This window comes from Arthrobacter sp. B3I9 (genome assembly GCF_030816935.1).
Lineage (GTDB): Bacteria > Actinomycetota > Actinomycetes > Actinomycetales > Micrococcaceae > Arthrobacter.
Genome location: NZ_JAUSYO010000001.1, coordinates 2,168,586 through 2,195,430, shown reverse-complemented (window position 1 = coordinate 2,195,430; position 26,845 = coordinate 2,168,586). Strand labels below are relative to the sequence as shown.

Annotated in this window: 24 protein-coding genes and 1 pseudogene; 4 read left to right on the top strand and 21 right to left on the bottom strand. The window is 68.2% G+C overall.

The window, feature by feature from the left end; translation table 11 throughout:
- The first annotated feature begins 3 nt into the window (after nt 1–3).
- Both QFZ65_RS10350 and QFZ65_RS10345 read left to right on the top strand, forming a co-directional pair.
- Complete coding sequence (locus tag QFZ65_RS10350) at nt 4–930, top strand: alpha/beta fold hydrolase (RefSeq protein ID WP_306910118.1); 927 nt, start codon at nt 4–6, stop codon at nt 928–930.
- Entirely contained in the window at nt 927–2,009 is a 1,083-nt protein-coding gene (locus QFZ65_RS10345; RefSeq protein WP_306910117.1) for a glycosyltransferase family 1 protein, read from the top strand. The genes QFZ65_RS10350 and QFZ65_RS10345 overlap by 4 nt, the downstream gene beginning before the upstream one ends.
- A gap of 182 nt (nt 2,010–2,191) precedes the next feature.
- Here the strand turns inward: QFZ65_RS10345 and QFZ65_RS10340 are convergent, their stop codons facing one another.
- The 13 genes from QFZ65_RS10340 to pyrR all read right to left on the bottom strand — a co-directional run bounded on the left by QFZ65_RS10340 (nt 2,192) and on the right by pyrR (nt 17,754).
- Complete coding sequence (locus tag QFZ65_RS10340; protein ID WP_306910115.1) at nt 2,192–4,429, bottom strand: primosomal protein N'; 2,238 nt, start codon at nt 4,427–4,429, stop codon at nt 2,192–2,194.
- A 153-nt stretch (nt 4,430–4,582) separates the two neighbouring features.
- A complete protein-coding gene (gene metK / locus QFZ65_RS10335) occupies nt 4,583–5,818 on the bottom strand; it encodes a methionine adenosyltransferase (RefSeq protein WP_306910113.1) in 1,236 nt (411 codons plus the stop codon).
- A gap of 78 nt (nt 5,819–5,896) precedes the next feature.
- On the bottom strand, nt 5,897–7,231 hold the full coding sequence (locus QFZ65_RS10330) for a phosphopantothenate--cysteine ligase family flavoprotein (protein ID WP_306910111.1): 1,335 nt from the start codon (nt 7,229–7,231) through the stop codon (nt 5,897–5,899).
- A 34-nt stretch (nt 7,232–7,265) separates the two neighbouring features.
- The gene (gene rpoZ, locus QFZ65_RS10325) at nt 7,266–7,526 is read right to left on the bottom strand and encodes a DNA-directed RNA polymerase subunit omega (protein ID WP_306910109.1); all 261 of its coding nucleotides are present in this window, start codon (nt 7,524–7,526) and stop codon (nt 7,266–7,268) included.
- A 39-nt stretch (nt 7,527–7,565) separates the two neighbouring features.
- On the bottom strand, nt 7,566–8,138 hold the full coding sequence (gene gmk, locus QFZ65_RS10320) for a guanylate kinase (RefSeq protein ID WP_306910107.1): 573 nt from the start codon (nt 8,136–8,138) through the stop codon (nt 7,566–7,568).
- Nucleotides 8,139–8,175: 37 nt separating this feature from the next.
- Entirely contained in the window at nt 8,176–8,493 is a 318-nt protein-coding gene (mihF, locus tag QFZ65_RS10315) for an integration host factor, actinobacterial type (protein ID WP_306910105.1), read from the bottom strand.
- 173 nt (nt 8,494–8,666) lie between these two features.
- Nucleotides 8,667–9,572 (bottom strand): orotidine-5'-phosphate decarboxylase, encoded by a 906-nt coding sequence (gene pyrF, locus QFZ65_RS10310; protein ID WP_306910104.1) that lies wholly within the window; start codon nt 9,570–9,572, stop codon nt 8,667–8,669.
- Nucleotides 9,565–12,927 (bottom strand): carbamoyl-phosphate synthase large subunit, encoded by a 3,363-nt coding sequence (gene carB / locus QFZ65_RS10305; RefSeq protein ID WP_306910101.1) that lies wholly within the window; start codon nt 12,925–12,927, stop codon nt 9,565–9,567. Before carB ends, pyrF begins: the two co-directional genes overlap by 8 nt.
- On the bottom strand, nt 12,927–14,255 hold the full coding sequence (carA, locus tag QFZ65_RS10300) for a glutamine-hydrolyzing carbamoyl-phosphate synthase small subunit (protein WP_306910099.1): 1,329 nt from the start codon (nt 14,253–14,255) through the stop codon (nt 12,927–12,929). Before carA ends, carB begins: the two co-directional genes overlap by 1 nt.
- The gene (locus tag QFZ65_RS10295) at nt 14,236–14,754 is read right to left on the bottom strand and encodes a hypothetical protein (protein ID WP_306910097.1); all 519 of its coding nucleotides are present in this window, start codon (nt 14,752–14,754) and stop codon (nt 14,236–14,238) included. The genes carA and QFZ65_RS10295 overlap by 20 nt, the downstream gene beginning before the upstream one ends.
- Entirely contained in the window at nt 14,754–16,157 is a 1,404-nt protein-coding gene (locus tag QFZ65_RS10290; RefSeq protein WP_306910095.1) for a dihydroorotase, read from the bottom strand. Before QFZ65_RS10290 ends, QFZ65_RS10295 begins: the two co-directional genes overlap by 1 nt.
- Nucleotides 16,157–17,158 (bottom strand): aspartate carbamoyltransferase catalytic subunit, encoded by a 1,002-nt coding sequence (locus QFZ65_RS10285; protein WP_306910093.1) that lies wholly within the window; start codon nt 17,156–17,158, stop codon nt 16,157–16,159. Before QFZ65_RS10285 ends, QFZ65_RS10290 begins: the two co-directional genes overlap by 1 nt.
- Complete coding sequence (pyrR, locus tag QFZ65_RS10280) at nt 17,155–17,754, bottom strand: bifunctional pyr operon transcriptional regulator/uracil phosphoribosyltransferase PyrR (protein WP_306910091.1); 600 nt, start codon at nt 17,752–17,754, stop codon at nt 17,155–17,157. Before pyrR ends, QFZ65_RS10285 begins: the two co-directional genes overlap by 4 nt.
- 273 nt (nt 17,755–18,027) lie before the next feature.
- Between pyrR and QFZ65_RS10275 the strand changes: the two are divergent.
- A pseudogene (locus QFZ65_RS10275) lies at nt 18,028–19,802 on the top strand (endonuclease).
- Between the two features lie 41 nt (nt 19,803–19,843).
- The gene (locus QFZ65_RS10270) at nt 19,844–21,082 is read left to right on the top strand and encodes a PrsW family intramembrane metalloprotease (protein ID WP_306910090.1); all 1,239 of its coding nucleotides are present in this window, start codon (nt 19,844–19,846) and stop codon (nt 21,080–21,082) included.
- A gap of 25 nt (nt 21,083–21,107) precedes the next feature.
- Here QFZ65_RS10270 and QFZ65_RS10265 read toward each other — a convergent pair whose 3' ends face one another.
- The 8 genes from QFZ65_RS10265 to aroC all read right to left on the bottom strand — a co-directional run bounded on the left by QFZ65_RS10265 (nt 21,108) and on the right by aroC (nt 26,822).
- On the bottom strand, nt 21,108–21,602 hold the full coding sequence (locus tag QFZ65_RS10265) for a serine hydrolase domain-containing protein (RefSeq protein WP_306912549.1): 495 nt from the start codon (nt 21,600–21,602) through the stop codon (nt 21,108–21,110).
- Entirely contained in the window at nt 21,581–22,009 is a 429-nt protein-coding gene (locus QFZ65_RS10260; RefSeq protein WP_306910088.1) for a serine hydrolase, read from the bottom strand. Before QFZ65_RS10260 ends, QFZ65_RS10265 begins: the two co-directional genes overlap by 22 nt.
- Before the next feature lie 206 nt (nt 22,010–22,215).
- Complete coding sequence (gene nusB, locus QFZ65_RS10255) at nt 22,216–22,626, bottom strand: transcription antitermination factor NusB (protein WP_056429591.1); 411 nt, start codon at nt 22,624–22,626, stop codon at nt 22,216–22,218.
- Nucleotides 22,626–23,189 (bottom strand): elongation factor P, encoded by a 564-nt coding sequence (gene efp, locus QFZ65_RS10250; RefSeq protein ID WP_306910083.1) that lies wholly within the window; start codon nt 23,187–23,189, stop codon nt 22,626–22,628. The genes nusB and efp overlap by 1 nt, the downstream gene beginning before the upstream one ends.
- Nucleotides 23,190–23,426: 237 nt before the next feature.
- A complete protein-coding gene (locus QFZ65_RS10245; RefSeq protein WP_306910081.1) occupies nt 23,427–23,945 on the bottom strand; it encodes a tetratricopeptide repeat protein in 519 nt (172 codons plus the stop codon).
- Complete coding sequence (gene aroB / locus QFZ65_RS10240; protein ID WP_306910079.1) at nt 23,945–25,036, bottom strand: 3-dehydroquinate synthase; 1,092 nt, start codon at nt 25,034–25,036, stop codon at nt 23,945–23,947. Before aroB ends, QFZ65_RS10245 begins: the two co-directional genes overlap by 1 nt.
- Nucleotides 25,033–25,623 (bottom strand): shikimate kinase, encoded by a 591-nt coding sequence (locus QFZ65_RS10235; protein ID WP_373427577.1) that lies wholly within the window; start codon nt 25,621–25,623, stop codon nt 25,033–25,035. The genes aroB and QFZ65_RS10235 overlap by 4 nt, the downstream gene beginning before the upstream one ends.
- Nucleotides 25,623–26,822: a chorismate synthase gene (gene aroC, locus QFZ65_RS10230; RefSeq protein WP_306910077.1), complete on the bottom strand. Its 1,200-nt coding sequence runs from the start codon at nt 26,820–26,822 to the stop codon at nt 25,623–25,625. Before aroC ends, QFZ65_RS10235 begins: the two co-directional genes overlap by 1 nt.
- Nucleotides 26,823–26,845 lie beyond the last annotated feature (23 nt).

Genomic DNA, 26,845 nt, shown 5'->3' with positions numbered 1-26,845 from the left:
CGAATGGATACCGTGGACACCGCGTCCTCCTCCGAGCCCCTGTTCAGCAACGACCTCGAGGGCCGTACCGTCCCCTCCGAGGTGGTCCTTGACGGTGTGCGCGTGGCGTACTGGACGTACGAACCGGTCCAGGTCACGCCCGAAACCCGAACGATCCTGGTGGTCCACGGCTTCCGCGGCGACCACCACGGCTTGCTCCGGGTGGCCGACCAGCTCCCCGAGATGCGCCTGATCATGCCGGACCTCCCGGGCTTCGGAAGCTCCGCGGCATTCGAGGCGGACCCACACAGCGTGGAACGGTACGGACGCTTCCTCGGCGAACTCATGGCGGCGCTGGGCCTCGGCGCCGAGACGGTGCTGCTCGGCCACTCGTTCGGGTCGATCGTCGCGAGCCATTTCGTTGCGCGCAACCCCGGAGCGGTGGCCGAGCTGATCCTGGTCAACCCCATCGCTGCCCCGGCCCTTGAAGGCGCCAAGGGATTGATGACAAAGCTCGCCATCCTCTACTACGAGGCCGCAGCCCGGCTCCCCTACCGGTTGGGGCAGGCCCTGCTGCGCAGCCAGCTGATCGTGCGCGTAATGAGCGAGGCGATGGCGAAGACCCGGGACAAGACCTTGCGTCGGTTCGTGCATGCCCAGCACAGCGCCTATTTCTCCGCGTTCGCCGACCGGGACAGCCTGCTCGAAGCGTTCAAGGCCTCGGTAGGAAACAACGTCGGTGAAGTAGCGGACCGGCTCACCCTGCCGGTTCTCCTCATCGCGGGTGAACAAGATGAGATTGCCGCCCTCCCGGACCAGCACACGCTCCTCGCCCTGCTGCCGGACGGCCACTTGGACGTGATCCCCGGCGTCGGCCACCTGATCCATTACGAAACCCCGGAGCCCGCCGCGGGCTTCATCCGCCGCTTCCTGAAGGACCACACCGCGTGAAAATCCTCATCGATGCCCGCTTCACCCGCCTGGACCACCATGACGGCATCAGCCGCTACGGTGCCAGCCTCATCGCGGCCACGGCCCGGATCGCTGATGTCTCCATGCTGGTCAGCGACGAACGGCAGCTCGCGCTGCTGCCGGACGTTCCTTATACGCTGATCAACAGCCCGTTGTCTCCGGCCGAGCTGTTCGTCGCGGGCCGGGTCAACAAGCTGGACGCCGACGTCGTCGTATGCCCCATGCAGACGATGGGGAGCTGGGGCCGGAAATATCCCCTTATCCTGACGCTGCACGACCTGATCTACTACGAGCACCCGGCCCCTCCGGGCTTCCTCCCGGCCCCCGTCCGGGTGCTCTGGCGCCTGTACCACAAGGCCTACTGGCCCCAGCGGCTCCTGCTGAACCGGGCCGACGTCGTCGCAACCATCAGCTCCACGACGGCGGCGCTGATCTCCAAGTACCGGCTCACCCGGCGGCCGGTCCGGATTGTCGGCAACGCACCGCAGCCCGGACTTCATCCCCGCGACCCCGGAGCCGGGGCGGACAAGACGCTGCTCTACATGGGCTCGTTCATGCCCTACAAGAACGTGGAGACGATGATCCGGGGCATGGCGGACCTGCCGGACCTGACCCTGCACCTCCTCAGCCGCATCACACCGGAACGCCGCGCGGAGCTCGAAGCCCTGGCCCCGGCCGGCTCCAACCTTGTGTTCCACAACGGTGTGACGGACGCGGAGTACGAGGCATTGCTGGCCCGTACCACCGCTTTGATCAGCCTCTCCCGCGCCGAAGGCTATGGCCTGCCCCTCGTCGAGGCGATGTCCCACGGCACACCGGTGATCGCCAGCGACATCCCGATTTTCCGCGAGGTCGGCGCCGACGCGGTCAGCTACGTGCACCCGGACTCCCCCGCCGAATTCGCCGCAGCCGTGCGGAAACTGGAGCAGCCGGAGTTCTGGAAGGAGCGCTCCCGCCGCTCGGTGGAACGCGCGGCCGACTTCAGCTGGGACGAGTCCGCGCGGAGGCTGCTGGCAGCTGCCGAGGAGGCCGTCGCGCTTCGCCGAGGCCGGCTCTAGCGGGGGTCCCGCGTGCGCCCTGGGTAACTCCCGGGCCCGCGAGCCGTTCAGTACCCGTTTGCCACAAATGGCCGCAATAGGTGCCGGCGTTCCGGCCATCTGCGGCAAATGGCCGCCGAAACCCACGAGCCGCTGAGCACGCACTGGCCACACATGTCCGCGCCTGCAAGCCGGTGGCCGTCCTAGAGAACGTCCACGCCGTCGAGGCGCAGCTGGACAGCATCATCGGTGCGCTTCGCGGCTGACGCTGCCTTGACCGCACGCATCACCTTCGTGGCCTCGTTGGCTTGGGCATAAGGGATGAACAGCAGGGTGCGGACGTCGGCCTCCGTCCGGGCCGGAGTTTTCGGGGCACCAGCTGCTCCGGGGCCTCCCGCGGCCGCTGCGCCTGCGCTGAGCACCAGCGGCGCCGGGCCGGCGGTCCGCAGGACAATCCCCTGCGTGCCCAGCCGTTGCTCGACTGCCTGGGTGAAGTGTCCGACGGCGGTCCGGCCACCGGTGACGGAGGCGACCCGCACCGCCGGCGGCAACTGCAGCTCCTGCCGCAGCTCCAGCTCCCGCTGCGCGTACCCGGCGGGATCCCAGCGCAGAAGGGCGCCTACGCCGGCCGAGTCATCGGCTGTGATCACCACCAGTCCGCTGGCCGCAGCGGAGCGCACGAGCGCCGCGGCGTTGAACCAGCGGCGGACGGCGTCCTCCCCCGCCCGCAGGTTCTCGCGGCGCAGCAGGGAGTCGCCGTCAAGCAGCAGCGCGGCGGCGTACCCGGTGGCGGCGACCGGTTCCGCACCGACAGTCGCCACGACAAGTGCCTTCGCGTCCGGAACCGTGGCGAGCACCCGGTCACCGGACGAGGTAAGAACAGGCGTGCCCGGAAACGCGCGGCCCAATTCCTCCGCGGTGCGCAACGCCCCGGTGGCACCTCGCCGGAGCCGGGCACCGTTGCAGGTGCTGCAGCGCCATTCGGGTGCAGGCGCCGAGCACCAGCGGCATTGCGGCACGGCAGAACTCCCGCTGGGTCCCGCAATGGCCAACGGGCCGCTGCAGGCGGTGCACCGGGCCGGCTCGCGGCAGGTCTCGCAGGCGAGCGAGGGGGCGTAGCCCGCGCGGGCCACCTGGACGAGGACCGGCCCCCGTTCCAGGCCCTCTTTGGCTGCCCGCCACGCTGCGGCGGGCAGCCGGGCAATCCGGGCGAGCGGGTCGCGTTCCAGTTCGTAGCTGTCAGCGGTGTTCTGTACGCGCGGAACCATGCGGCGCACCACCGTGCGGTCCGCTTCCACCGCACGGGCCCAGCCGGAGGCAATAAGCCGCTGTGTTTCGGTACTGCGCGTGTGGCCGGCGAGGAGGCAGGCTGCGCCCTCCTGGCCCGCCCGGAGCAATAGGACTTCGCGGGCGTGCGCGTACGGTGCGCGTTGCTCGATGTGGAGGTCGTCGCCGTCGTCCCAGCACACCACAAGGCCAAGATCGCGGACCGGTGCGTATGCGGCGGACCGTGTGCCGACGGCCACCCTGGCGGCGCCGCTGAGGACGCGAAGGAAGCTCCGGTAGCGCGGCGTCGGGCCGTCATCGGCGCTGAGCCGGGCCACGTCCCCTGCGGGAAGCAGGTCCAGCAGGGCCGCTTCCACCCGGTCCAGGTCCCGGTAGTCCGGCAGCACCACCACGGCGCCCCGGCCGGACAACCGGACCGCGGCGACGGCCTCGGCGATCATACGGGGCCAGCCCCCGGTGCCGTAGCCCTGGAGCGCTGCGAGCACAGCGCGGGGCGACTCCCCCGCCCGAAGATGCTGGAGGAAGGCCGGGCCGTTGCGGTAGTCCGCCCAGCTGGACGCTGCAGGAATGGCCGCCCCGGCACCCGCTCCTGCACCCGCTTCGGCGTCCGCGAACAGGGCCGGATCCAGTTGCCCGTCCGGAGCGAATTCCTTTTCGAGTTTCGCCATCCGGGGCGGGACGGCGACGCGCAGGACGTCGCTGAGGGTTCCCGCATAGCGGGCCGCTACGCGCCTGGCGAGCTCTGCTACGGCCGCCGTCAGAACGGGAACCGGCGAAACAACCTTGTGCAACGGCACGAGGGCATGGCCGGCGTCGGATTCTGTGACCCGGTCGACGAGGTAACCGGGCAGTTCCTGGCCGTTGAACTTGACCTTCACGCGCACACCGGGCCGGGCCGCGGCGTCGAGGTCGGCGGGGACGCTGTAGTCGAAGGGCCGGTCCAGGTGCGGGAGCGATGATTCGATCACCACCCGCGCCACCGGCAGTTCGGCTGCGAGGGCAGGTCCCACGGCGGCGCGGGCAGCGGAGGTGCCGGGGAAGCCGGAGAGCAGCGACGGCTGGAAGGGCTCCTCCTGCGGCTCCGCCCGCGCCGTCACCTGTGCAGGGATCTGGCCAGAGATTCGCGGAGGGACTTGGGCTGGGACCTGGGCCATGGGTGCTCACCTCCGTTCGGACGTTCCGACTTAAAGCGCGCCGGTTAAAACATGCAGGGTTAAAACAAGCCGGTTAAAAAGCCGGCCTCTTAAAAAGCTTGCCAGGCCACCGGAACGGCGGCCTGGCAACAGTCCATCACGCGGCTACGACATTCACGCGTTGAAGAAAGCCTTCAGCTCGTCTACCCGGTCCAGCCGCTCCCAGGTGAAGTCGGGATCTTCCCGGCCGAAATGGCCGTGCGCTGCGGTCTTGGCGTAGATGGGCCGCTTCAGGTCCAGGGCGTCGATGATGGCGCGCGGACGAAGGTCGAAGATTTCGGCGATGGCGGCACTGATCTTCGCGGGGTCGACGGTTTCCGTGCCGAAGGTCTCCACGTAGGTGCCCACGGGGCGGGCCTGTCCGATCGCGTAGGCGATCTGGATTTCGGCGCGCTTGGCGAGTCCGGCAGCGACGACGTTCTTGGCCACCCAGCGCATCGCGTACGCGGCTGAGCGGTCCACTTTGGACGGATCCTTGCCGGAGAAGGCGCCGCCGCCGTGGCGGGCCATGCCCCCATACGTGTCCACGATGATCTTGCGGCCGGTAAGGCCGGCGTCCCCGACGGGCCCGCCGATCACGAAGGCGCCGGCCGGGTTCAGGATGTTGCGTGAGCGCGACGTGTCGAGGTTGGACAGCGCCAGAACAGGCTCCACAACGTGCGCGGCGAGGTCGGCACGGAGTTGTTCAAGGCTGGCGCCCTCAGCGTGCTGGCTGGAGATGACCACCGTCTCGACCGACACCGGGCGGTCACCGTCGTAGCCGACCGTGACCTGCGTCTTGCCGTCCGGGCGGAGGTAGGCCAGCTCGCCGCTCTTGCGGACCTCGGTGAGGCGTTCGGAAAGACGGTGCGCGAGCCAGATCGGAACCGGCATGTAGGACGGCGTCTCATCGCTGGCGTAGCCGAACATGAGGCCCTGGTCGCCGGCGCCCTGCAGGTCGTAGTCATCCTCCTGGCGGCCTTCGCGGGCCTCGAGCGAGTTGAAGACGCCACCGGCAATGTCGTTGGACTGCTGGCCGATGGATACGGACACCCCGCACCGGGCGCCGTCGAAGCCGTTGGCCGAGGAGTCGTAGCCGATGCCCAGGATGGTTTCGCGGACGATCTGCGGAATTTCGACGTAGGCGTCGGTGGTGACCTCGCCTGCCACATGTACCAGGCCGGTGGTGGCCAAGGTCTCCACAGCGACCCTGGACTCCGGGTCCTTGGCCAGCAGGGCATCGAGGATCGCATCGCTGATCTGGTCGCAGATCTTGTCCGGGTGACCCTCGGTCACGGACTCGGACGTGAAGAGCCGGAGCGAAGCCGGGGTGGACCCGTGGAAGTCAGGAATGTGCAGCGGTAAAGTCACTCAACTACCTTACTGGTTGGAAAACGGACGTCCGGCAGCACGTGTCCCCCTGCTAAGGAGACGTTGGTTACGCCGGGGCTAGGCTGGCGGAACAACGCGGCTCAACTCATCGCTGATCCGGTCGATAACGGCCGCCGCAACGTCGGACTTGGCACCCGACGCCTCCTGCGGTTCGGAGCCGGAGCGGGAAAGGATGACTACCGAGTTGGTGTCCTCGCCAAAGACGCGGTCCTTGCCCACCTGGTTGACCACCAGCAGGTCGCAGGCCTTGCGCCGCAGTTTCGCCTCCGCGTACGCCAGCACGTTGCCATCCGCGTCGCCTGTTTCAGCCGCGAAGCCGACAATGAATTGGTTCCGTGAGGCTGCGTCCCGGACTTCCACGAGCTCGCGGAGGATGTCCGGATTGCGGACCAGCGCGATGACAGGATCGGCGACGTCGTCGCGCTTCTTGATCTTGGTGCCGGAGACGTCCGCGGGACGGAAGTCGGCGACCGCCGCGGCCATGATGATGACGTCGGAGTCCGCGGCGGCGTGCAGTGCCGCCTTCCGCAGTTCCAGGGCGGTCTCCACCCGTATGAGTTGCACACCCTCCGGAATGGGAACCTCCATGTGGGCCGCCAGCAGCCGGACTTTCGCCCCGGCTTGGAGGGCGGCCACGGCGAGGGCTGCGCCCTGCTTACCGGACGACCGGTTGCCCAGGAAACGTACCGGGTCCAGCGGTTCGCGGGTTCCGCCGGCGCTGATGGTGACGGTCAGGCCGGACAACGGCCCGCGTTCCGACGGCGGCACGGCAGAACCGTTGGACGCGGCACGGCCGTCAGACGCCGCAAGGCCGCCAGACCCCGCAAGGCCGCCAGGCGCCGTCGGGCTGTTGGGCGCAGCCGGGTCTCCGGCGAGTGCCATTGCCGCCTGGAAGATCGCCTCCGGTTCGGGCAGCCGGCCGGGCCCGGAGTCCGTTCCTGTCAGCCGGCCCGAGGCCGGTTCCAGGACGGTAACACCACGGCTGCGCAGGGTCTCGACATTGGCCTGGGTGGCGTCGTGCTGCCACATCTCGGTGTGCATGGCGGGGGCCATCAGAACCGGGCAGCGGCCGGCCATCAGCAGCGTGTTGGTCAGCAGATCGTCGGCCTGTCCGGTTGCCGCGCGCGCCAGCAGGTCCGCGGTGGCAGGTGCCACCACGATAAGGTCGGCTTCGTGGCCCAAACGGACGTGGTTGACGGTGTGGACGTCGTCGAAGACGCTGTTGCTCACCGGATGACCGGATAAGGCCTCCCAGGTCGCGACACCGACAAAGCGCGTGGCGGCTTCGGTGGGGATGACCGTGACGTCATGGCCCGCTTCAGTAAAAAGCCGGAGGAGCGATGCCACCTTGTAGGCGGCAATCCCTCCCCCGACTCCGAGGACTATGCGCACGTGACCTCCGTCAGCAGCACGTCAGGCTGCAGTGTTACTCTGCAGCTTCGATCGGGGCGGATACGAGCTTGCCTTCGTTGATTTCGCGCAGTGCGATGGAAAGCGACTTCTCGTTCAGCTTGGTGTCGACCAGCGGGCCGACGTACTCGAAGAGGCCCTCGTGCAGCTGGGCGTAGTAGGCGTTGATCTGGCGTGCGCGCTTGGCGCCGAAGATCACCAGTCCGTACTTCGAGTCGGCGGCCTTCAGCAGCTCGTCGATCGGCGGGTTGATGATGCCTTCAAGGTTCGTGGACACGAATTCTCCAAATTCTAACGGGCCGATCCGACCCTGCGGTTAGTGCGGGTGCGGGGTCAGCCCCATGAGTGAAACAAGCTCGTCCGCTGCGCGTCGAACGTCATCATTGATGACGGTGTGGTCAAACTCCGGTTCAGCGGCAAGTTCTACTTTACCGGTTTCCAGCCGTCGCTGCTGTTCCTCCGGGCTTTCCGTGCCGCGGCCCACCAGACGGCGGACCAATTCCTCCCAGCTGGGCGGGGCGAGAAAGACGAACTGCGCCTCAGGAACAGCCTGCTTTACCTGGCGTGCGCCCTGCAGGTCGATCTCCAACAGCACGGAGCGGCCCTCGGCGATGGCCTCGTCCACAGTGCTCTTGAGGGTGCCGTACGTATTCTGCCCGTGCACCACGGCCCATTCCAGCAACTCTCCTGCTGCCACGAGGGAATCGAACTCTTCTTTGGACTTGAAGTAGTAATGCACCCCGTCGATCTCGCCAGGACGCGGCGCGCGGGTCGTCGCCGATACCGAGAGCCAGACTTCGGGATAGTTGTCGCGGATGTACGTGGACACGGTGCCTTTACCAACAGCCGTCGGCCCGGCGAGGACTGTCAATCCCGGTTTCTTGCTCACATATTCCTTTGGACGGTATTTGGCATAGCTGGTGCAGCTACTTGTCGTCTATAAAATCTACCAGCGCCCGGCGCTGGTGAATTCCGAGGCCGCGGACCCGGCGGGAAGCGGCGATGCCGAGCTGGTCCATGATGGCTGCGGCCCGCACCCGGCCGATCCCCGGCAGGGCCTCGAGCAGTTCGACGATCCGCATCCGGGCGATGGCGTCATCGGTGTCGCCGGAAGTGAGCAGCTCCTCTATGCTGAGCTCCCCTGACTTCAGCCGCTCCTTGGCCGCCGCCCTCGTGGTCCGGGCGGCAGCGGCCTTGCCTAACGCGTCTGAACGCTCCTGAGGGGTGAGGGGTCGCAAACTCACGCTAAAGTCCTCCTGCCTGCGCTGCCGGGCCTGCCAGGCCGCGGGCCACCACTGGCGTGGTACAGGCCGTGCCGGACAGCGCCCAGGCAGTTTGCGTGGGCGTGTCCTGAACCTACCGTCTGGACATTGCAGAAATCAATGGACGGCTGCACCGGCCCCAGCTTCTCCAAAGGTCAGGCGGTGCGCAGCTCCTCGAGGGTGCGCCGGGCCGCGTCATACAGGTCCTGGACCCGCGGGCCGGCGCCAAGGATGTCCCTGCTGGAGGTACCTAGGACCTGGCCGTAGGCCGCTCCGAAAGTCCGGCGGAGATCCGCCGCCGTGGCTCCCTGGGCACCAAGGCCCGGGGCCAGGATAGGCCCGCGGACTGCGGCGAGGTCCAGGCCGAGCTCGGTCAGCGCCGAACCCACCGTGGCGCCCACCACGAGACCTACGGAACCCAGGCCCGCTGAACCCGGACCGGCCGCCGGCTGCTGGTTTTCCGGTTCCGGAGACCCGATGTACCGCTGGTTTTCCATGGCCGCCGCCTGCACGATCCGGCGGGCCACGGAATCCGCACCGCCAACGTGCTGCACGGAGGCGCCCTCGGGGTTGGAGGTCAGGGCGAGGACGAACACGCCGCGACCGGTCTGCGCCGCGAGCTCGAGCGCCGGCCGCAGCGACTCAAAGCCCAGGTACGGGCTAAGGGTCACCGAGTCCGCGGCCAGGGCTGACCCGTCCCGCAGCCAGGCATCGGCATAGGCGGCCATGGTGGAGCCGATGTCACCGCGCTTGGCGTCGGCGATGGTCAGGACCGAAGCGTCCGCGGCCTCGGCCAGCGTCCGTTCCAGCACGGCCATCCCCGCGGAGCCGTGCCGCTCGTAAAGGGCCACCTGCGGCTTGACCGCGGCAGCGAGCGGACCCACCGCTTCGAGGACGGCGAGCGAGAAGCGCTCCAGCCCTGCGGCGTCGTCGTTCAGGCCCCAGCGCTGCAGCAGCGCCGGGTGCGGGTCGATCCCCACGCAGAGCGGACCGCGGTCGGCCATGGCGCGGCCGAGCCGGGAGCCGAAGGACTCCCGGCCGGCCGTTGCTGCCTCAGGCATTCTGCGGGGCCGCAACCGGCGCCGCCGTCTGCAGAGCCGGCTGTCCGGCGCCGGCCTGGGCCGCCAGCGAGGCCACGAGGGCCGCCGCGTGCTCCTGCAGGCTCGTGACGGACCATTCGTACGTGCGCAGCGCCTCGATTGCTTGGACGGCGGCATTGAATTCAGCGACCGTCGTGATGCACGGGATGCCGATCGAGGTCGCGGCGGCACGCAGTTCGTAGCCGTCGCTGCGGGCTTCGCCTCCGGAAGGAGTGTTGAAGACCATGTCGATCTCACCGGCGATGATGAGGTCGGCGATGGTGCCCTCCCCTTCCGCGCTGGAGCCCTCGGCGACCTTCCGGACCGGGGTGGCCTGGATGCCGTTGCGGCGCAGCACGTCGGCGGTGCCACCGGTGGAGACGATCTCGAAGCCGAGGTCCGAGAGCCGCTTCACGCCCATGATCACCGAACGCTTGTCCCGGTTGGCCACCGAGACGAAGATCTTGCCTTCGGTCGGCAGCGCGTTGTTGGCCGCTGCTTGGCTCTTCGCGAAAGCGGTGTCGAAGTGCTTGTCGATGCCCATGACCTCGCCGGTGGAGCGCATTTCGGGGCCGAGCAGCGAGTCGACCACCTTGCCCTCGGGGGTCCGGAAGCGGCTGAACGGCAGCACGGCTTCCTTGACCGAGACCGGGGCGTCCAGCGGCAGCGTCGAGCCGTCGCCGGTTTCCGGCAGCATCTTGTACGCGGAGCGGAGCTGGTTGATGGTCACGCCGGTGCCGATCAGGGCCGCGGCTTTGGCCATCTGCACGCCGGTGGCCTTGGAGACGAACGGGACCGTGCGGGAGGCCCGGGGGTTGGCTTCCAGGACATAAAGCACGTCCGAGGCCAGCGCGAACTGGATGTTGATCAGGCCGCGGACGCCCACGCCTTCGGCGATCGCCAGCGTGGCGGCCCGGACGCGTTCGAGCACGTTGTTTCCGAGGGTGATCGGCGGGAGCACGCAGGCCGAGTCACCGGAGTGGATGCCGGCCTCCTCGATGTGCTCCATGATGCCGCCGAGGTACATCTCCTTGCCGTCGTACAGCGCGTCGACGTCGATTTCGACAGCGTCCTCGAGGAAGCGGTCGATCAGGACCGGGTGCTCGGTGGTGATCTCGGTGGCGTTCGCGATGTAGCGGGACAGGTTCGGCTCGTCGTAGACGATTTCCATGCCGCGGCCGCCGAGGACATAGGACGGGCGGACGAGGACCGGGTAGCCGATTTCGTCGGCGATCTTCTTGGCGTCCTCGAAGGACACGGCGGTGCCGTTCTTCGGCGCGATCAGCCCCGACTGCTCAAGAACACGGGAGAAGGCTCCGCGGTGCTCCGCCAGGTCGATCGCCTCCGGAGAGGTGCCGAGGATCGGCACGCCGGCGTCGGCGAGCTGCTGGGCAAGCTTCAGCGGCGTCTGGCCGCCGAGCTGGACGAAGACGCCCATCACGCCGCCGGTGCGTTCCTCGGCTGCGATGACCTCCAGCACGTCCTCGAGCGTGAGCGGCTCGAAGTACAGGCGGGTGGAGACGTCGTAGTCGGTGGAGACGGTTTCCGGGTTGCAGTTGACCATCACTGTCTCGTAGCCGGCCTTGCGGAGCGCCATCGAGGCGTGGACGCAGGAGTAGTCGAACTCGATCCCCTGGCCGATCCGGTTCGGGCCGGAACCGAGGATGATGATCGACGGCTTGGCGTGCAGCGCGACCTCGTCCTCCTGGTCATAGGACGAATAGTGGTACGGCGTGTAGGCGGCGAACTCGGCGGCGCAGGTGTCCACGGTCTTGTAGACGGGGCGGATGCCGAGGGCCTGCCGGACGCCGCGGACGACGTCCTCCGAGTTGTGCGTAAGGGCGCCGATCTGCTCATCGGAGAAGCCGTGGCGCTTGGCGCGCTGGAGCATCTCCGGGGTCAGGGCGGCGGCCTGGCGGATTTCGAGCGAGATCTCGTTCAGCAGCTGGAGCTGGTCCAGGTACCAGGGGTCGATCTTCGTGGCCTCGAAGAGCTGCTCCACGGTGGCGCCGCCCAGCAGGGCGCGCTGGACCTGGTGGAGGCGGTCCGTGGTGGGCCGTTTGGACTTCTCGACCAGCTCGGCGACTTCCCATTCCGGGACGTGGCTGAAGTCCAACTGGGAGCCCTTCTGCTCGAGCGACCGCAGCGCCTTCTGGAGGGCCTCACTGAAGTTGCGCCCCATCGCCATGGCCTCGCCCACCGATTTCATGGTGGTGGTCAGGGTGGGGTCCGCGGCCGGGAACTTCTCGAAGGCGAAGCGCGGGACCTTCACGACGACGTAGTCCAGGGTCGGCTCAAAGGAGGCCGGCGTCTTCTGGGTGATGTCGTTCGGGATCTCGTCCAGCGTGTAGCCGAGGGAGAGCTTGGTGGCGATCTTCGCGATTGCGAAGCCGGTGGCCTTGGACGCGAGGGCGGAGGACCGGGAGACGCGGGGGTTCATCTCGATCACGACGACGCGGCCGGTGTCCGGCTCGACGGCGAACTGGATGTTGCAGCCGCCGGTGTCGACGCCGACCTCCCGGATGACGGCGATGGCGATGTCGCGCAGGCGCTGGTATTCGCGGTCCGTCAGGGTTAGGGCCGGGGCCACGGTGATGGAGTCGCCGGTGTGCACGCCGACCGGGTCGAAGTTCTCGATGGAGCAGACAACAACGACGTTGTCGTTCTTGTCGCGCATCATCTCAAGCTCGTATTCCTTCCAGCCGAGGATGCTCTCTTCGAGCAGCACCTCGCTGGTGGGGCTGTACTGCAGGCCCTGCCCGACGATCCGGCGGAGGTCGCTTTCGTCGTAGGCGAGGCCGGAACCGAGGCCGCCCATGGTGAAGGAGGGCCGCACGACCATCGGGTAGCCGAGGTCCTCGGCCGCCGTCAGCGCCTCGTCGATGGTGTGGATGATGTGGCTGCGGGCCGATTCGGCGCCGCAGCGTTCCACCACGCCCTTGAACTTCTCGCGGTCCTCGCCAAGCTCGATCGCGGCGATGTTCGCGCCGATCAGCTCCACGTTGTACTTCTCGAGGACACCGTTCTTGTCCAGCGCGATCGCCGTGTTCAGCGCGGTCTGGCCGCCCAGGGTGGGCAGGACCGCGTCCGGGCGCTCCTTTGCGATGATCTTTTCAACCACCTCGGGGGTGATCGGCTCGACGTAGGTGGCGTCAGCGAACTCCGGGTCCGTCATGATGGTCGCCGGGTTGGAGTTGACGAGGATGACGCGCAGGCCTTCCTCCTTGAGGACGCGCAGTGCCTGGGTGCCGGAGTAGTCGAATTCGGCCGCCTGGCCGATCACGATGGGGCCGGAACCGATGACCAGGACGCTCTTAAGGTCAGTTCTCTTAGGCATTACTTCTTGTCCTCAGTGTTGTTGTCGTTTTTGTGCTCGGCGCTGTTGTTGTCCGCTTGCACGGGGTGCGCGGAGTCCACGGGGTCCTTGGACAGGTTGGCCGTGCGGCCGTCCCGGGTACCCTCCATCAGGTCGATGAAGCGGTCGAAGAGGTAGGCGGCGTCGTGCGGGCCGGAGGCGGCCTCGGGGTGGTACTGCACCGAGAACGCGGGGATGTCGAGGCAGGACAGGCCCTCCACGACGTCGTCGTTCAGGCTGACGTGGCTGACCTCGACACGGCCGAAGCGCGCCTCGGGCGCCTGGGTGGCCCCGTTGAGCGGGGCGTCCACGGCGAAGCCGTGGTTCTGGGAGGTGATCTCCACCTTGCCGGTGCGGCGGTCCATCACCGGCTGGTTGATGCCGCGGTGTCCGTAGCGGAGCTTGTACGTGCCGAAGCCCAGGGCGCGGCCGAGGATCTGGTTGCCGAAGCAGATGCCGAAGTACGGGATCTGCTCGTCCAGGACCGAGCGGAGCAACGCGACCTGGTTGTCCGCCGTCGCGGGGTCGCCCGGTCCGTTGGACATGAAGAAGCCGTCGGGATTGGTGGCCTTGACGTCGTCGATGGTGGCGGTCGCCGGCAGCACGTGCACGCGGATGCCGCGCTCGGCGAGGCGGATCGGTGTCATCCGTTTGATGCCGAGGTCGATGGCCGCGATGCTGAAGCGCGGCTCGCCGTCCCAGCCCCAGTCCTTGGGCTCAACCGTGTAGGCCTCGTCCACGCTCACTTCCTCGGCGAGCTTGGAACCTTCCATGGGCGCGCTGGCCAGGACGGTGTCCACCAGTTCCTTGTCGGTGGCGCGGACGGCGTCACCCGAGAAGATCCCGGCGCGCATGGTCTTGTGTTCGCGCAGGTGGCGGGTGATGGCGCGGGTGTCGACGCCCTGGATGCCGACGATGCCCTGCTCCGCCAGTTCGGCGTCAAGGGACCGCTCGGAGCGCCAGTTGGACGGGCGCCGCGCGGGATCCCTGACGATGTAGCCGGCGACCCAGATGCGCCGGGACTCGGCGTCGTCCTTGTTCACGCCGGTGTTGCCGATGTGCGGCGCCGTCTGGACCACGAGCTGGCGGGCGTAGGAGGGGTCGGTGATGGTCTCCTGGTAACCGGTCATCCCGGTGGCGAAGACAGCCTCGCCGAGGGCGGTTCCGGTGGCGCCGTAGCTGGTGCCTCGGAATATCCGTCCGTCCTCGAGCACGAGGGCCGCGGGGGTGGATGCGGCCGGGGTTGCCGTCGCTTCCGTTTCAGTTCCTGTGGGGTTTTCCGTCACGTTGTCACTTTCCACTATCGGCATTGGCCTGAGGGGCTGCGGAGATCAGATCCCGCAGGGCGTTGAGGAGGGTTGTTTTGTCGTCGGCGTGCCGGGTGCGGAACCCGGTGTCCAGCTCGTGGGCGCCGAGCATCCAGCTCAGAACCAGCAGGCCGTCCTTTTCGACGAACTTTCCGGCCATGCCGCTTTCCTGGCGTACGCCGGTGAGCCGGGCGGCCGGGATGAAGAGCGGGCCGGCGCCGGAGCGCTCGAAGAGCACTCCTTCGGGGCGGACGCTGAGTTCGGCGTTCGTCCGGATGCCGAGGCCGTGGACCGCGATCCGGTCCAGCCAGTCACCGGCGGTGGTGGACGCGACGTACTGTCCGTCGGCTGCCGCCAGCGGGGAGCCGAGTTCCGCCGGAACCTGGGGCAGGGGTTCGACGTCGGCCTGGCGGCGCAGGCGGTTCCGCCAACCGAGCCAGATCAGGGCCAGCGCGACGCCGACCAGGACCACAGTGAGGAGCAACGAAAGGTCTTTGACCATCAGTTGCGGCCCGCCGCTGCCGTGCCTGCGTTTCCCGACGCGTCCGGAGCCTCCGGCTGCCAGCGGTACGGGGTGTTGAGTTTGCCGTCGAGGACGGTCGGGTGGCCCTTGAAGAACGTCGCCACCACCTTGCCCGGCAGTTCCCGGCCGGCGAACGGAGAGTTACGGCCCATAGTTGCCATCTTAGAAGGGTCCACGGTCCAGCGCGCAGCCGGGTCCACGAGTGTGACGTTGGCGGGCTCCCCTGCCTCAAGCGGGCGGCCCTGGTCCTCGAGCCGGCCGATCGCGGCCGGGGCGGTGGAGGTGACGCGGGCAAAGTCCGCCCAGCCCATCAGGCCGCTTTCGATCATGGTGTGCTGCACCACCGAGAGCGCCGTCTCCAGGCCGGTCATGCCCATGGCGGCCTGCGCCCACTCACATTCCTTGTGTTCGCTCGGGTGCGGGGCGTGGTCGGTCCCGACGACGTCGATCGTTCCGTCCGCCAGGCCGGCGCGCAGAGCCTGCACATCGGCGTCGGTGCGCAGCGGCGGGTTGACCTTGTAGACGGGGTCGTAGCTGCGGGCCAGCTCGTCCGTGAGCCAGAGGTGGTGCGGGGTGACCTCGGCGGTGACGTTGACGCCGCGGGACTTGGCCCAGCGGATGATTTCCACGGAGCCGGCGGTGGAGACGTGGCAGACGTGAAGCCGCGAACCGACGTGCTGGGCGAGGAGGACATCGCGGGCAATGATGCTTTCCTCGGCGACGGCGGGCCAGCCGGTGAGCCCGAGGACCGCCGAGACAACGCCTTCGTTCATCTGGGCCCCGGCGGTGAGCCGCGGTTCCTGCGCGTGCTGGGCCACGACGCCGTCGAACGCCTTGACGTATTCGAGGGCCCGGCGCATCAGCACGGGGTCGGAGACGCAGACGCCGTCGTCGGAGAACACGCGGACGCGGGCGCGGGAATCGGCCATGGCGCCCAGCTCGGCCAGCTGCTCCCCGCCAAGGCCCACCGTGACGGCGCCGACCGGGCGCACGTCCACCCAGCCGGCGGTCCGGCCGAGGGTGAGGACCTGCTCGACGACGCCCGCGGTGTCCGCGACCGGCGTGCTGTTGGCCATCGCGTGGACGGCCGTGTAGCCCCCGAGCGCCGCGGCGCGGGTTCCGGTCTCGACCGTTTCGGCGTCCTCGCGGCCGGGCTCGCGGAGGTGGGTGTGGATGTCCACCATGCCGGGCAGGGCCACGAGGCCCGCGGCCTCGATTATTGTTGCGTTCCTCACCCCGGCGCCGTCGGCGTTCAACTGCTGGCCGCGTTCGGCAATGACGCCGTCCCGGATGAGGAGGTCTTCGGCGGCACCGCCGAGGATGGCGGCGCCGCGGATCAGGTAGGCACCTTCGTTGCCCGTGTCCTGTTGCTGTGTTGCCATCAGTGGCTCTCCTTCGTGGAATTAGTGGCTGCTGTCTCGCGGGTATCTCCGGAGAGCAGCAGGTAAAGCGCGGCCATGCGGATGGAAACGCCGTTGCGCACCTGCGCGAGCACGGTGGAACGGGGCGAATCCGCGGCCGCCGAGGAAATTTCCAGCCCGCGGTTCATGGGGCCGGGGTGCAGGATGATGGTGTCCTTGAGGCCGAGCCCGTCCAGGGCGCGGAGCCGGTTGTCGTCGAAGCCCCAGCGGCGGGAGTATTCCCGCGCGGTCGGGAAGAACGAGGCATTCATCCGCTCGCCCTGGACGCGGAGCATCATCATCGCATCCACACCCTTGGCGAGGGTCTCGTCGAGGTCGTAGCTGACGGTGCAGGGCCACTTTTCGACGCCGAACGGCAGCAGGGTGGGCGGCGCCACGAGGGTGACGTCGGCGCCCAGGGTCCGCAGGAGCCAGACGTTGGAACGCGCAACCCGGGAGTGCAGGACGTCGCCCGCGATCGCGACGCGCATGCCGGTGAGGTCCGCCCCGGCGGAGGGGGTTCCGGCGAGCTTGGACCAGTGCCGGCGCATCGTGAACGCATCCAGGAGAGCCTGGGTGGGGTGTTCGTGGGTGCCGTCTCCGGCGTTGATCACGGCGGCGTCGATCCAGTCCGTCGCCGCCAGCCGGTGCGGCGCGCCGGAGGCCCAGTGCCGGATCACCACTGCGTCCGCCCCGATTGCGGCCAGGGTCTGTGCCGTGTCCTTGAGCGACTCGCCCTTGGAGACGGAGGACCCCTTCGCGGCGAAGTTGATGACGTCGGCGGAGAGCCGTTTGGCGGCCGCCTCGAAGGAGATCCGGGTGCGGGTGGAGTCCTCGAAAAACAGGTTCACCACAGTGCGGCCGCGCAGCGCGGGGAGCTTCTTGACTTCGCGCTCCCCCACCGCGGCCATTTCTTCGGCAGTGTCGAGGATGCGGACGGCGTCATGCAGGCTCAGGTCTTCGGTGGAGAGCAGATGCCTCATGAAGTGGCCTCGATGACGACCTCATTTACGGGGGCGCCGTCGACGGCGTCGGTCTCCGCAAGCCTGACCCGGACTTTTTCCGCCGAGGACGTGGGCAGGTTCTTGCCGACGTGGTCCGCGCGGATGGGCAGTTCGCGGTGGCCGCGGTCGATCAGCACGGCGAGCCGGACAATGCGGGGGCGGCCGAGGTCGATGATCGCATCGAGGGCGGCGCGGATGGTGCGGCCGGAGTAGAGCACGTCGTCAACCAGCACAACGACCTTGTTGTCGATCCCGGTGCGGGGAAGCTGGGTGGGATACGGCGGCCGGGTGGGCTGGTGCGAGAGGTCATCGCGGAACATGGTGACATCGAGCTGGCCTACGATCGCGGCGGCGTTCACGGTTGGGTCTGCGGCGGCAATCTTCTCCGCGAGCCGGACGGCGAGGGGGTAGCCCCTCCGCGGGATGCCAAGCAGGACCAGGTCCTTGGAGCCCTTGTTGGACTCGAGGATTTCATGGGCGATACGAGTGAGTGCACGGTCGATGTCCGCCTGGTTGAGTACCACGCGGGTATGCACAACCTTGGCCGGAACCGGTGCTTCTGGAACAGAAGTCAACGCTCGTCTCCCCTTTCCCCGCCTCACGGGACGGAATTAAAAAAGGATCATTTTGCCCACCCAAATTACCACAGCGGCTGCCGGGGCCCGCGCCGGGAGGGGGCGTTGTTCGTCACAACCGCCACGCCCGTGGTGCTGCACCACTACCCTCACGCCTCGCGAAAATCCAGCTCTGGGTTCCCGGTCCCCACCCGTCTGATTTCGGACGCACCGCCTTAAATTGTCGGTGCCTGTCTATAGCCTTTGTGTATGGAAAGCAGAGCGGCTTTGTGTATGGAAAGCAGAGCGGCTTTGAGTGTGGAAACCCGGGAGGCAATGGCGGCCGTTGCCGCGTCCGCTGCTGCGCTTGCGGATTCGCTGTCCCGCGCGGAGCTGTCCGGCGCCGATAGCGTCCGAGACGCCGATCCGTTCCGGACTCGGGCCGATGCGTTCCTGGACGGCCTGGGCGAGGTGGCCCGGTTGGAAGCCCGGACTGCCGCGTTGAAGGCCCGGCTGACCGCCGAATACGCGCGGGCAGCCGAGGCTCTGGCGCCTTCGGCAGCGTCCCCGCAGGAACGCACCGCCCAGGAAATGTCCGTCGTCGCCGAGGTTGCCTGCGCCCTGACGGTCCGCGAACGAAGCGCCGGCACGCTCGGTGCCGGGTCCTGACGGATTCGCTGCCGCTGACCCTGGCGGCCCTGCAGGAAGGGACGATCTCCTGGCAGCACGCCCGGATCCTCATCGACGAGACCACCGGCCTGGACCCCGCCGCAGCGGCCGCACTCGAGGCGCACTTCCTGGACCCCGACGCGCCGGGACGGGCCCGCGGCTGCCACGCCGGGGAGCTCACCGCGTCCCGGTTCCGCGCCAAGGCCCGCACCTGGCGCGAACGCCACCACCCGGTCAGCATCGAAGAACGCCACGCGAAGAGCGCCGCGGACCGGCGCGTGGAGTTCGTTCCGGACCGGGACGGCATGGCCTGGCTCTCGGCATACCTCCCGGCCGACGCCGCGGCGGGCATCTGGGAACGGGCCACCGCGGCCGCCCGCGCCCTCCAGGGCCCGGCCGAGCCCCGGACCCTTCCCCAGCTCCGCGCCGACGTCACCGCGACCTGGCTCCTCACCACCGGCAGCGCGGATGCTAGCGCTGACGGTGACGGTGAGGGTGACGGAGCCGGTACCGCTGGCAGTGGCACCACCGGCGCTGATGGTGACGGAGCCGCCGCCGGCAACAGCGCCACCACTGTCGGCGGACCGGCCGGTCCGGGCGGGGGTGTTCCGTCGCCGCGGGCGCAGGTGCTGGTCACCGTTCCGGTCCTGTCGCTGCTGGGCCTCACGGAGGAACCCGCCGTCCTGGACGGGTACGGGCCGATCCCGCCCTCGATGGCGCGGCGGCTGGTCGCCGAGGGTTCCGATTCCTTCCACCGGGTCCTGATCGACCCGCGCGACGGTGCGCCCCTGGAAATCGGACGGACCAGCTACCGGCTGACGAAACCCCAGCGGCAATGGCTCCGGCTGCGCGACAGCACCTGCACGTTCCCGGGCTGCCGCAACCCGTCCCTGGACAACGACGCGGACCACATCCTGGCCTGGGCCGCCGGCGGCACCACCGGAATCGCCAACCTCGGCCAGCTCTGCCGCAAACACCACCGCCTCAAACACGGCACGGCCTGGACACCGTCCGGAGCCAGCAAAGACCACACGCCGGGATGGACCTCACCCACCGGGCGGCACTACCCCAGCGAACACCCGGACTGGGAACCACCCCACTGGCCAGCCCACATCCCCGCGGACACGCCCCGTAGCTGGGTGGCGGACGAGCCCGACCGGTTTGACCTGGATACGGAACCGGAGCTGCGCACTGGCCAAGACCCGCTTCCGGAACAGGACGCGCGCTACGGTCCCGAACCGGAACTGCCCACCGACCCATTCCCCGACTGGTACCTGTTCGCGAGCGGGCACTCGTTCCCGGGCTGGCGCCCCGTGCCCGCAGCGGAAACGGTCGACGAGTCCTGGGCAGCGCCCCTCGATGACCCCGTTCCAGAAAACCACCTGCTCCAGAGTGCCTGAACCAGTCCGCCGTGCCGGTCGAATCCCCTAGGCTCTTGTACATGACGAGCTCCAATCCCTGGTCCGGCCGTAACACGCCGTTGCCGCAGCAAGCCAACCCGAGCTGGATGGGACAGATTCCCGAACAGCACTACCGGCTGGCACCGGCGAACCTCGCTGGCCCTCCACAGGCCGCCCTGCCCACCTCCGCTCGGGGCGCGATGGGCCGGCGGTCCACGGGTGCGGTTGGCTTGGTGGCAGGCGGCGGGGTGTTCGGCTTCCTCGGCCTCTTCACGGTCCTGCCGTTCCTCCTGGGCAACACAGGCATCGCGGGCTTCGCCATCGGCTTTGTCGCTTCGCTGCTGCCGCTGGGAGCCGTTCTGCTCGCCGTGCGCGTGATCGACCGCTGGGAGCCCGAGCCCAAACGGCTGCTGCTCTTTGCCTTCATCTGGGGTGCGGTGGTCTCCATCTCGGTCACACTGTCGATCGAGCCGTACTTCTCGCTCGCTGCCGGACCCGCGTCCGGCCTGGACTACCGGACCTTCGCTACCACCGTCCAGGCTCCGGTGATCGAGGAGTTCTCCAAGTCGCTGGGCCTGCTGATGCTCCTGCTCTTCGCGCGCCGGCACTTCGACGGACCGGTCGACGGCGTGGTGTTCGCCTTCACGATCGCCGGCGGCTTCGCCTTCACCGAGAACATCCTTTACTTCGGCCGGGCAATCGCCGAATCATCCGACCCGGGCACCGACCTCGCGGTGGTGTTCTTCCTGCGCGGTGTCATGTCGCCGTTCGCCCACGCCATTTTCACTGGCACCACCGGGCTGATCCTGGGCCTCGCCGCCAGGCGCTGGAACCGCGGGCTGTCCGTGGTGGCGTTCGCCGTCGGGCTGGTTCCCGCGATGCTGCTGCACAGCGGCTGGAACAGCATGGGCCAGGACTTCCTGGCCCAGTACATCCTGGTCCAGGTGCCGATCTTCCTGCTGGCGGTCCTGGTCATAGTGCTGCTGCGGGTCGCGGAGCGTCGCCTGACCCGCCAGCGGCTCAAGGAGTACGCGGTGGCCGGCTGGTTCACGCCTGCAGAGGTGGAGATGCTGTCCACCGCGGCAGGCCGCCGGGCAGCACTGCGCTGGGCACGGTCCAAAGGCCGGCGAGCAGAGATGAAGGCCTTCCTGCATGCCGCGACGCAGCTTGCCTTCACCCGGCAGCGGATCCTCAGCGGCCGGGACGTGCCGGGCCATCAGCTCGACGAGCAGCGCCTGCTCGCCGACGTCGCCGGGTTGCGCGCCGCCGTCGTCAGCTAGCTGCCCGCAGATCCCGGCACTGCCGTCAACGGCAGGACAGCTCCCGCAACAGCGCAAACCCCTGGCGGTCCACCGGTCGCGAGGAGGCGGACAGCAGCACCGCTCCGGCGCCCGCCTCTCGGTCGAGGCCAATCCAGCTGCGAAATCCGCCGGTTCCGCCGTTGTGCCAGGTGACGTGGCGCCCCTTGACTTCCAGGGTGATCCAAGCGGCGCCAATGCGCGCGGCCGGACCGGCGAAGTCCGCTACTGGATCAAGGGCGGACACACCCGGGGCCGAGCGGTCCAGGAGCGCCCGGGTGAGCCTGGCCATGTCGCCGATAGACGCCCGGGCGCCGCCGGCGGGGGCCAAGGCTTCGCCCGTCCACGGGTCCTGCGCCCGGCCGGAGCGGCTGCGTCCGCTGAGTGCTTCAGGGCCGAGTTCGTCCGCTGTCGCGGGCAGATACACCGAGCCGAGGCCCAGCGGCGCGCAGAGCCGGGTTGCCACGAGTTCCCGGTAGCTCAGCCGGGCGCCCGAGGCGATCGCGTGGCCGAGGAGTTCAAAGCCGAAGTTCGAGTACCGTGGGCGCGGCGGCCAAGCCGCACCGCACGTGCCTGCTCGAGCAGTTCCCCAAGGCTCTCCCCGTACGGATTCGTTCCGTGCAGGTAAAACGAAACGACGCGCTTGAAGTTGGATGGCGAACCAGCTAATCCCGGCGCAAGCCTCGGGAGTCCGGAGGAGTGCCGGCTGACGGCCGAAAGCTTGAGGCCCCCGGCGGCACAACCGGCCAGCGGCAGGAGCTCCCCCAGGGTTGTCTCCGGACCGATCTCGCCGCGCGCACAGGCATCCGCATACAGCAGGCCCGTTAGTCCCTTAGAAATGGAACCGATTTCGAAGTCGGCGTCCGGGGAGACCCCGTGGACCGCCACTGTGGTTTCGTCGGGCGTCACGGTGGCGGCTGCGAACCGGGAATGCCCAGGCCCCAGCCGTTCCTGAGCGCCGCCGCCAGCACCGGATCGGGAGTCATCCGCCTACAATATCCGCCTCAGCGGCCGGATCTGCCTTAGCGGCCGGGCCCCGACATTTCCGGTAAGGACAGCCCGGACAAAAAAGAACCCCGTCCAGCGGAGCCGGACGGGGTTCTTCGTGCTACGTTTCAGGCGAGCAGCGAGGGTTTCAGCTGCTGCAGGCGGCCCAGCAGGCCGTTGATGAACTGCGGCGACTCGTCGGTGGAGAGGGTCTTGGCCAGTGCCACAGCCTCACTCACCGCCACGCCGTCCGGTACGTCGTCGTTGTAGAGCAGCTCCCAGGTCCCGATCCGCAGGATGATGCGGTCCACGGAGGGCATCCGCTCCAGGGTCCAGCCCTGCGAATAGGTTTCCAGGAACTCGTCGATGGCCACCTGGTGCGAGACGACCCCCTCAACGATTTCGAGGGTGTACGGATTGACGATCTGGTCCGTCTGTTCGCGCCGGGACTTCAGTACGTCAAACGCCGAGACGGAGCGCTGCTCGGCCTCGAAGAGGACATCCAGGGCCCGGTTGCGGGCCTTACCGCGGGCGCTCACTAGTCGTTGACCCGGCCGAGGTAGCTGCCGTCGCGGGTGTCGACCTTGACCTTGGTGTTGTTCTCGACGAACAAAGGCACCTGGATCTCGTAGCCGGTCTCGAGCGTGGCGGGCTTGGTGCCGGCCGAGGAGCGGTCGCCCTGCAGGCCCGGCTCCGTGTAGGTGATCTCGAGCACGACGCTCGCGGGAAGTTCGATGTACAGCGGGTTGCCCTCGTGGATGGCGATGTTGACCATCTGGTTCTCGAGCATGAAGTTGGTGGCGTCGCCAACGGTGGCTCCCGGCACGGTGAGCTGGTCGAAGTCCGTGGTGTCCATGAACACGAAGTCTGCGCCGTCCTGGTACAGGTACTGGTAATCGCGGCGGTCAACCGTGGCGGTCTCGATCTTGAGTCCGGCGTTGAAGGTCTTGTCGACGACCTTGCCGGACATCACGTTGCGCATCTTGGTGCGCACGAACGCGCCACCCTTGCCGGGCTTGACGTGCTGGAACTCGATGATGTTCCAGAGCTGGCCTTCAAGCTTAAGGACGGTGCCGTTCTTGATGTCGTTAGTGGTTGCCACTGTATCCTCTGGTTTCTTTTCTGGCTGGTTCTAGCTGCCAGCTGCTTATGTCGGGCAGGCATGCCATGCGGGCCACCAGCGCGTAGTTATCAAAAATCCAAGAACCATTCTACCGGTTCCCGCGGACTGCCGCCGGACGGGCGCCGGGTGGCCTGCCGCACACGTACTCGACGGCGTCCGGCTCACGTGCCCGACGGCGTCCGGCTCACGAGCGAAGAAAGGCCCTCTGGCCGCGCCTCAGGTAGCGAGGTCGAGGACTTCCCGCGCCCGCTGCAGGGCCACGGTGGACGCATAGATCAGCGCGGCATCGGCGGAACCGGCGACGCGGAGGTCCAGGGCGGCCGCGAAGGAGTCCACGGCGGCGGCGATGTTGCCGGCGGCGAAATAGGAGCGGCCAAGCTGCTGGCGGATCGCGGCTTCGTCCGGGGTCCCCCGGGTTTCAGCCAGCAACTGCCGGAACAGCCCGACAGCACGGTCATAGCGGTTCGAGACCCGCAGCACGTCGGCCTCGAAGATCCGCAGCCGGAGCGAGCCGGGGTCCTTGTACCGGGCCTCGGCGAGCAGTTCCGCGGCTTCCGCCGCACGCCCCTCGACGAGCCGTACGAAGATCAGGTCCGCTGGGTCCGACGAGGCAGAGAGCGCCACGGCGCACGCTTCCTCGTTGACGATCTCCGGCATCAGGCTGACCGGATTGATCCTGATCCCGGGGAACCCGCCGTCAGGCCATTCGCTGGTTCCGATCCTCAGACCGTTCATCAGGAGGCGATCTCCTGGTAGGCGGCGAACAGGAGCGAGGTGTCCGGAACGTCGAGGATACCGGGGCGGGCGACGCCGTCGAGCACCACGAACCTCAACAGGTCGCCGCGCGATTTCTTGTCCCGGCGCATGCCGTCCAGCAGCGCCTGCCAGCGGTCCCGGCGGTAGGTGATGGGAAGCCCGAGGCTCTCCAGAATGCTCCGGTGCCGGTCGGCGTCGGCGTCGCTGAGCCGGCCGACGCTGCGGGACAGCTCGGCGGCGAACATCATGCCGACGGAGACGGCGGCACCGTGGCGCCAGGAATAGCGTTCGGCAAGTTCGATCGCGTGGCCCAGGGTGTGGCCGTAGTTGAGGATTTCACGCTCGCCGGCTTCCTTGAGGTCCGCCGAGACGACCTTGGCTTTGACCGCGATGGCTCGTTCGATCAGTTCGCGCACCGCGTCGGAGCGGGGATCGGCGACGGCGGAGGTGTCCCGTTCGATCAGGTCGAGAATGGCGGGGTCGGCGATGAAGCCGCACTTGATGACTTCGGCCATGCCCGAAATTATCTCGTTTTTCGGCAGCGTGTCGAGGGTGTCGAGATCCGCCAGGACCCCGGCGGGCGGGTGGAAGGCCCCGACGAGGTTCTTGCCCTCGGCCGTGTTGATGCCGGTCTTCCCGCCCACCGCAGCGTCTACCATCGCCAGCAGGCTGGTCGGCATGTGGATGACCTTGACGCCGCGGAGCCAGGTGGCCGCCACGAAACCGGCGAGGTCGGTGACGGCCCCGCCGCCGACCGCAACGACGGCATCCGAGCGGGTGAAGTCGTTCTGTCCGAGCACCTGCCAGCAGAAGGACGCCACCTCGATGTGCTTGCCTTCTTCGGCGTCGGGGATTTCGGCCGTCAGCGCCGTGAAGCCGGCTGAAGCCAGCTCCTCCCGGACAGTATCCCCGGTGAGCCGCAGGGCCCGGGGGTGGATGACGAGGACGCGCTTGACGCGCTCCCCCAGCAACGCCGGAAGCCCGGCGAGCAGGCCTCGGCCGACCACGACGTCGTAATTCTCTCCGGGCGTCTGGCCTGTGACCTTGATGACGGTTGATTCAGTGTTCACTTTTCAACTTCCTTTGTCGCCGCCGGTGTGGATCCTGCCGCGGTTCTCGCGGCTTGGGACCCACCCAGCGCATCTTCCAGCCGGTGCGCGAGCTCCGGAACGGTTCCGCTCCGGACGTCGAATACAAGGTCGGCCAGCCGTTCGTAGACGGGCCGCCGGGTCGCGAAGAGCGCCTCCCAGCGCTCCATGGCGTCTCCGGCCAGCAATGGCCGGCCGGTGTTCCTGGCGATGCGGTCCCGCACCGTGTCCGCGTCGCATTCCAGGTACACCACGGTGCACTGCTCCAGCAGCTGCTGCGTTCCGGTGTCCAGCACGGCGCCGCCGCCCAGGGAGATCACGGTGCTCTGGCGCCGGGCGTCCTCGATGGCTTTCGCCACGGCCCGCGCCTCCAGCTCCCGGAAGGCGTGCTCGCCCCGGCCCGCAAAGATCTCCGCGATGCTTCCGTGGTTGACGACGATCACGACGTCGGTATCCACGAATGCCGCGCCCAGATGCTGGGCCAGCAGCCTTCCGATGGCCGACTTGCCCACGGCCATCGGACCGATCAGGGCGATGGGACGGAAGGCGGCATTGTTCTCGGCCGGCACTACTGGCCGATCGAGTCCAGGGACGCCGGAATGCTGTCCAGGTAACCCTTGATGTTGCGGGCGGTTTCCTCCACCGAGTCGCCGCCGAACTTCTCCGTGACGGCTTCGGCGAGGACGAGGGCCACCATGGCTTCCGCGACGACTCCGGCGGCCGGGACGGCACAGACGTCGGAGCGCTGGTGATGGGCCTTGGCGGCCTCCCCTGTGCTGACATCGACGGTCCGGAGGGCACGCGGCACCGTGGCGATCGGCTTCATTGCCGCACGGACGCGCAGCACGTCACCGATGCTCATGCCGCCTTCAACGCCGCCGGCCCGGTTGGACGTGCGGACGATCCTGCCGTCGGCGTCCTTGACAATCTCGTCATGGGCTGCCGAGCCGCGGCGGGATGCCGTGAGGAAACCGTCGCCGACTTCGACGCCCTTGATCGCCTGGATGCCCATGAGGGCCCCGGCGAGGCGCGAATCGAGGCGGCGGTCCCAGTGGACGTAACTGCCCAGTCCCGGCGGCAGGCCGTAAGCGAGCACCTCGACCACGCCCCCAAGCGTTTCGCCCTCCTTGTGCGCGGCGTCGACCTCAGCAACCATCGCGTCGGAGGTTTCCCGGTCGAAGCAGCGCAGGGGGTCCGCGTCGAGGGCAAGGACGTTGCCCGGAAGCGGCAGCGGACGGCCTTCGGGGACGGACACGCTGGCGATCGAGACGGTGTGGGAGACCAGTTCAATGCCGAGCTGCCTGAGCAGGGCCGAGGCCACCGTGCCGAGCGCCACGCGGGTGGCGGTTTCGCGGGCACTTGCGCGTTCGAGCACAGGACGTGCCTCGTCGAAGCCGTATTTCTGCATTCCGGTGAAGTCGGCGTGGCCGGGCCGCGGCCTCGTCAGCGGGGCGTTGCGGGCCTGGTCCGCCAGGACGTCGGGGTCCACGGGATCGGCAGACATGATCTGCTCCCATTTCGGCCATTCGGTATTGCCGACCTGGATGGCTACGGGTCCGCCCTGGGTGATGCCGTGCCTGACGCCGCCCAGAATGGTCACCACGTCCTGCTCGAATTTCATCCGTGCCCCGCGGCCATAACCGAGCCGCCGCCGCGCCAACGCATCGGCGATCTGGGCGCTGGTGAGTTCAACACCGGCGGGGACGCCTTCAATAATTCCGACCAGGGCCGGCCCATGGGATTCTCCGGCAGTCAACCAACGCAACATAATTTCCATCCTGCCATGTAAGG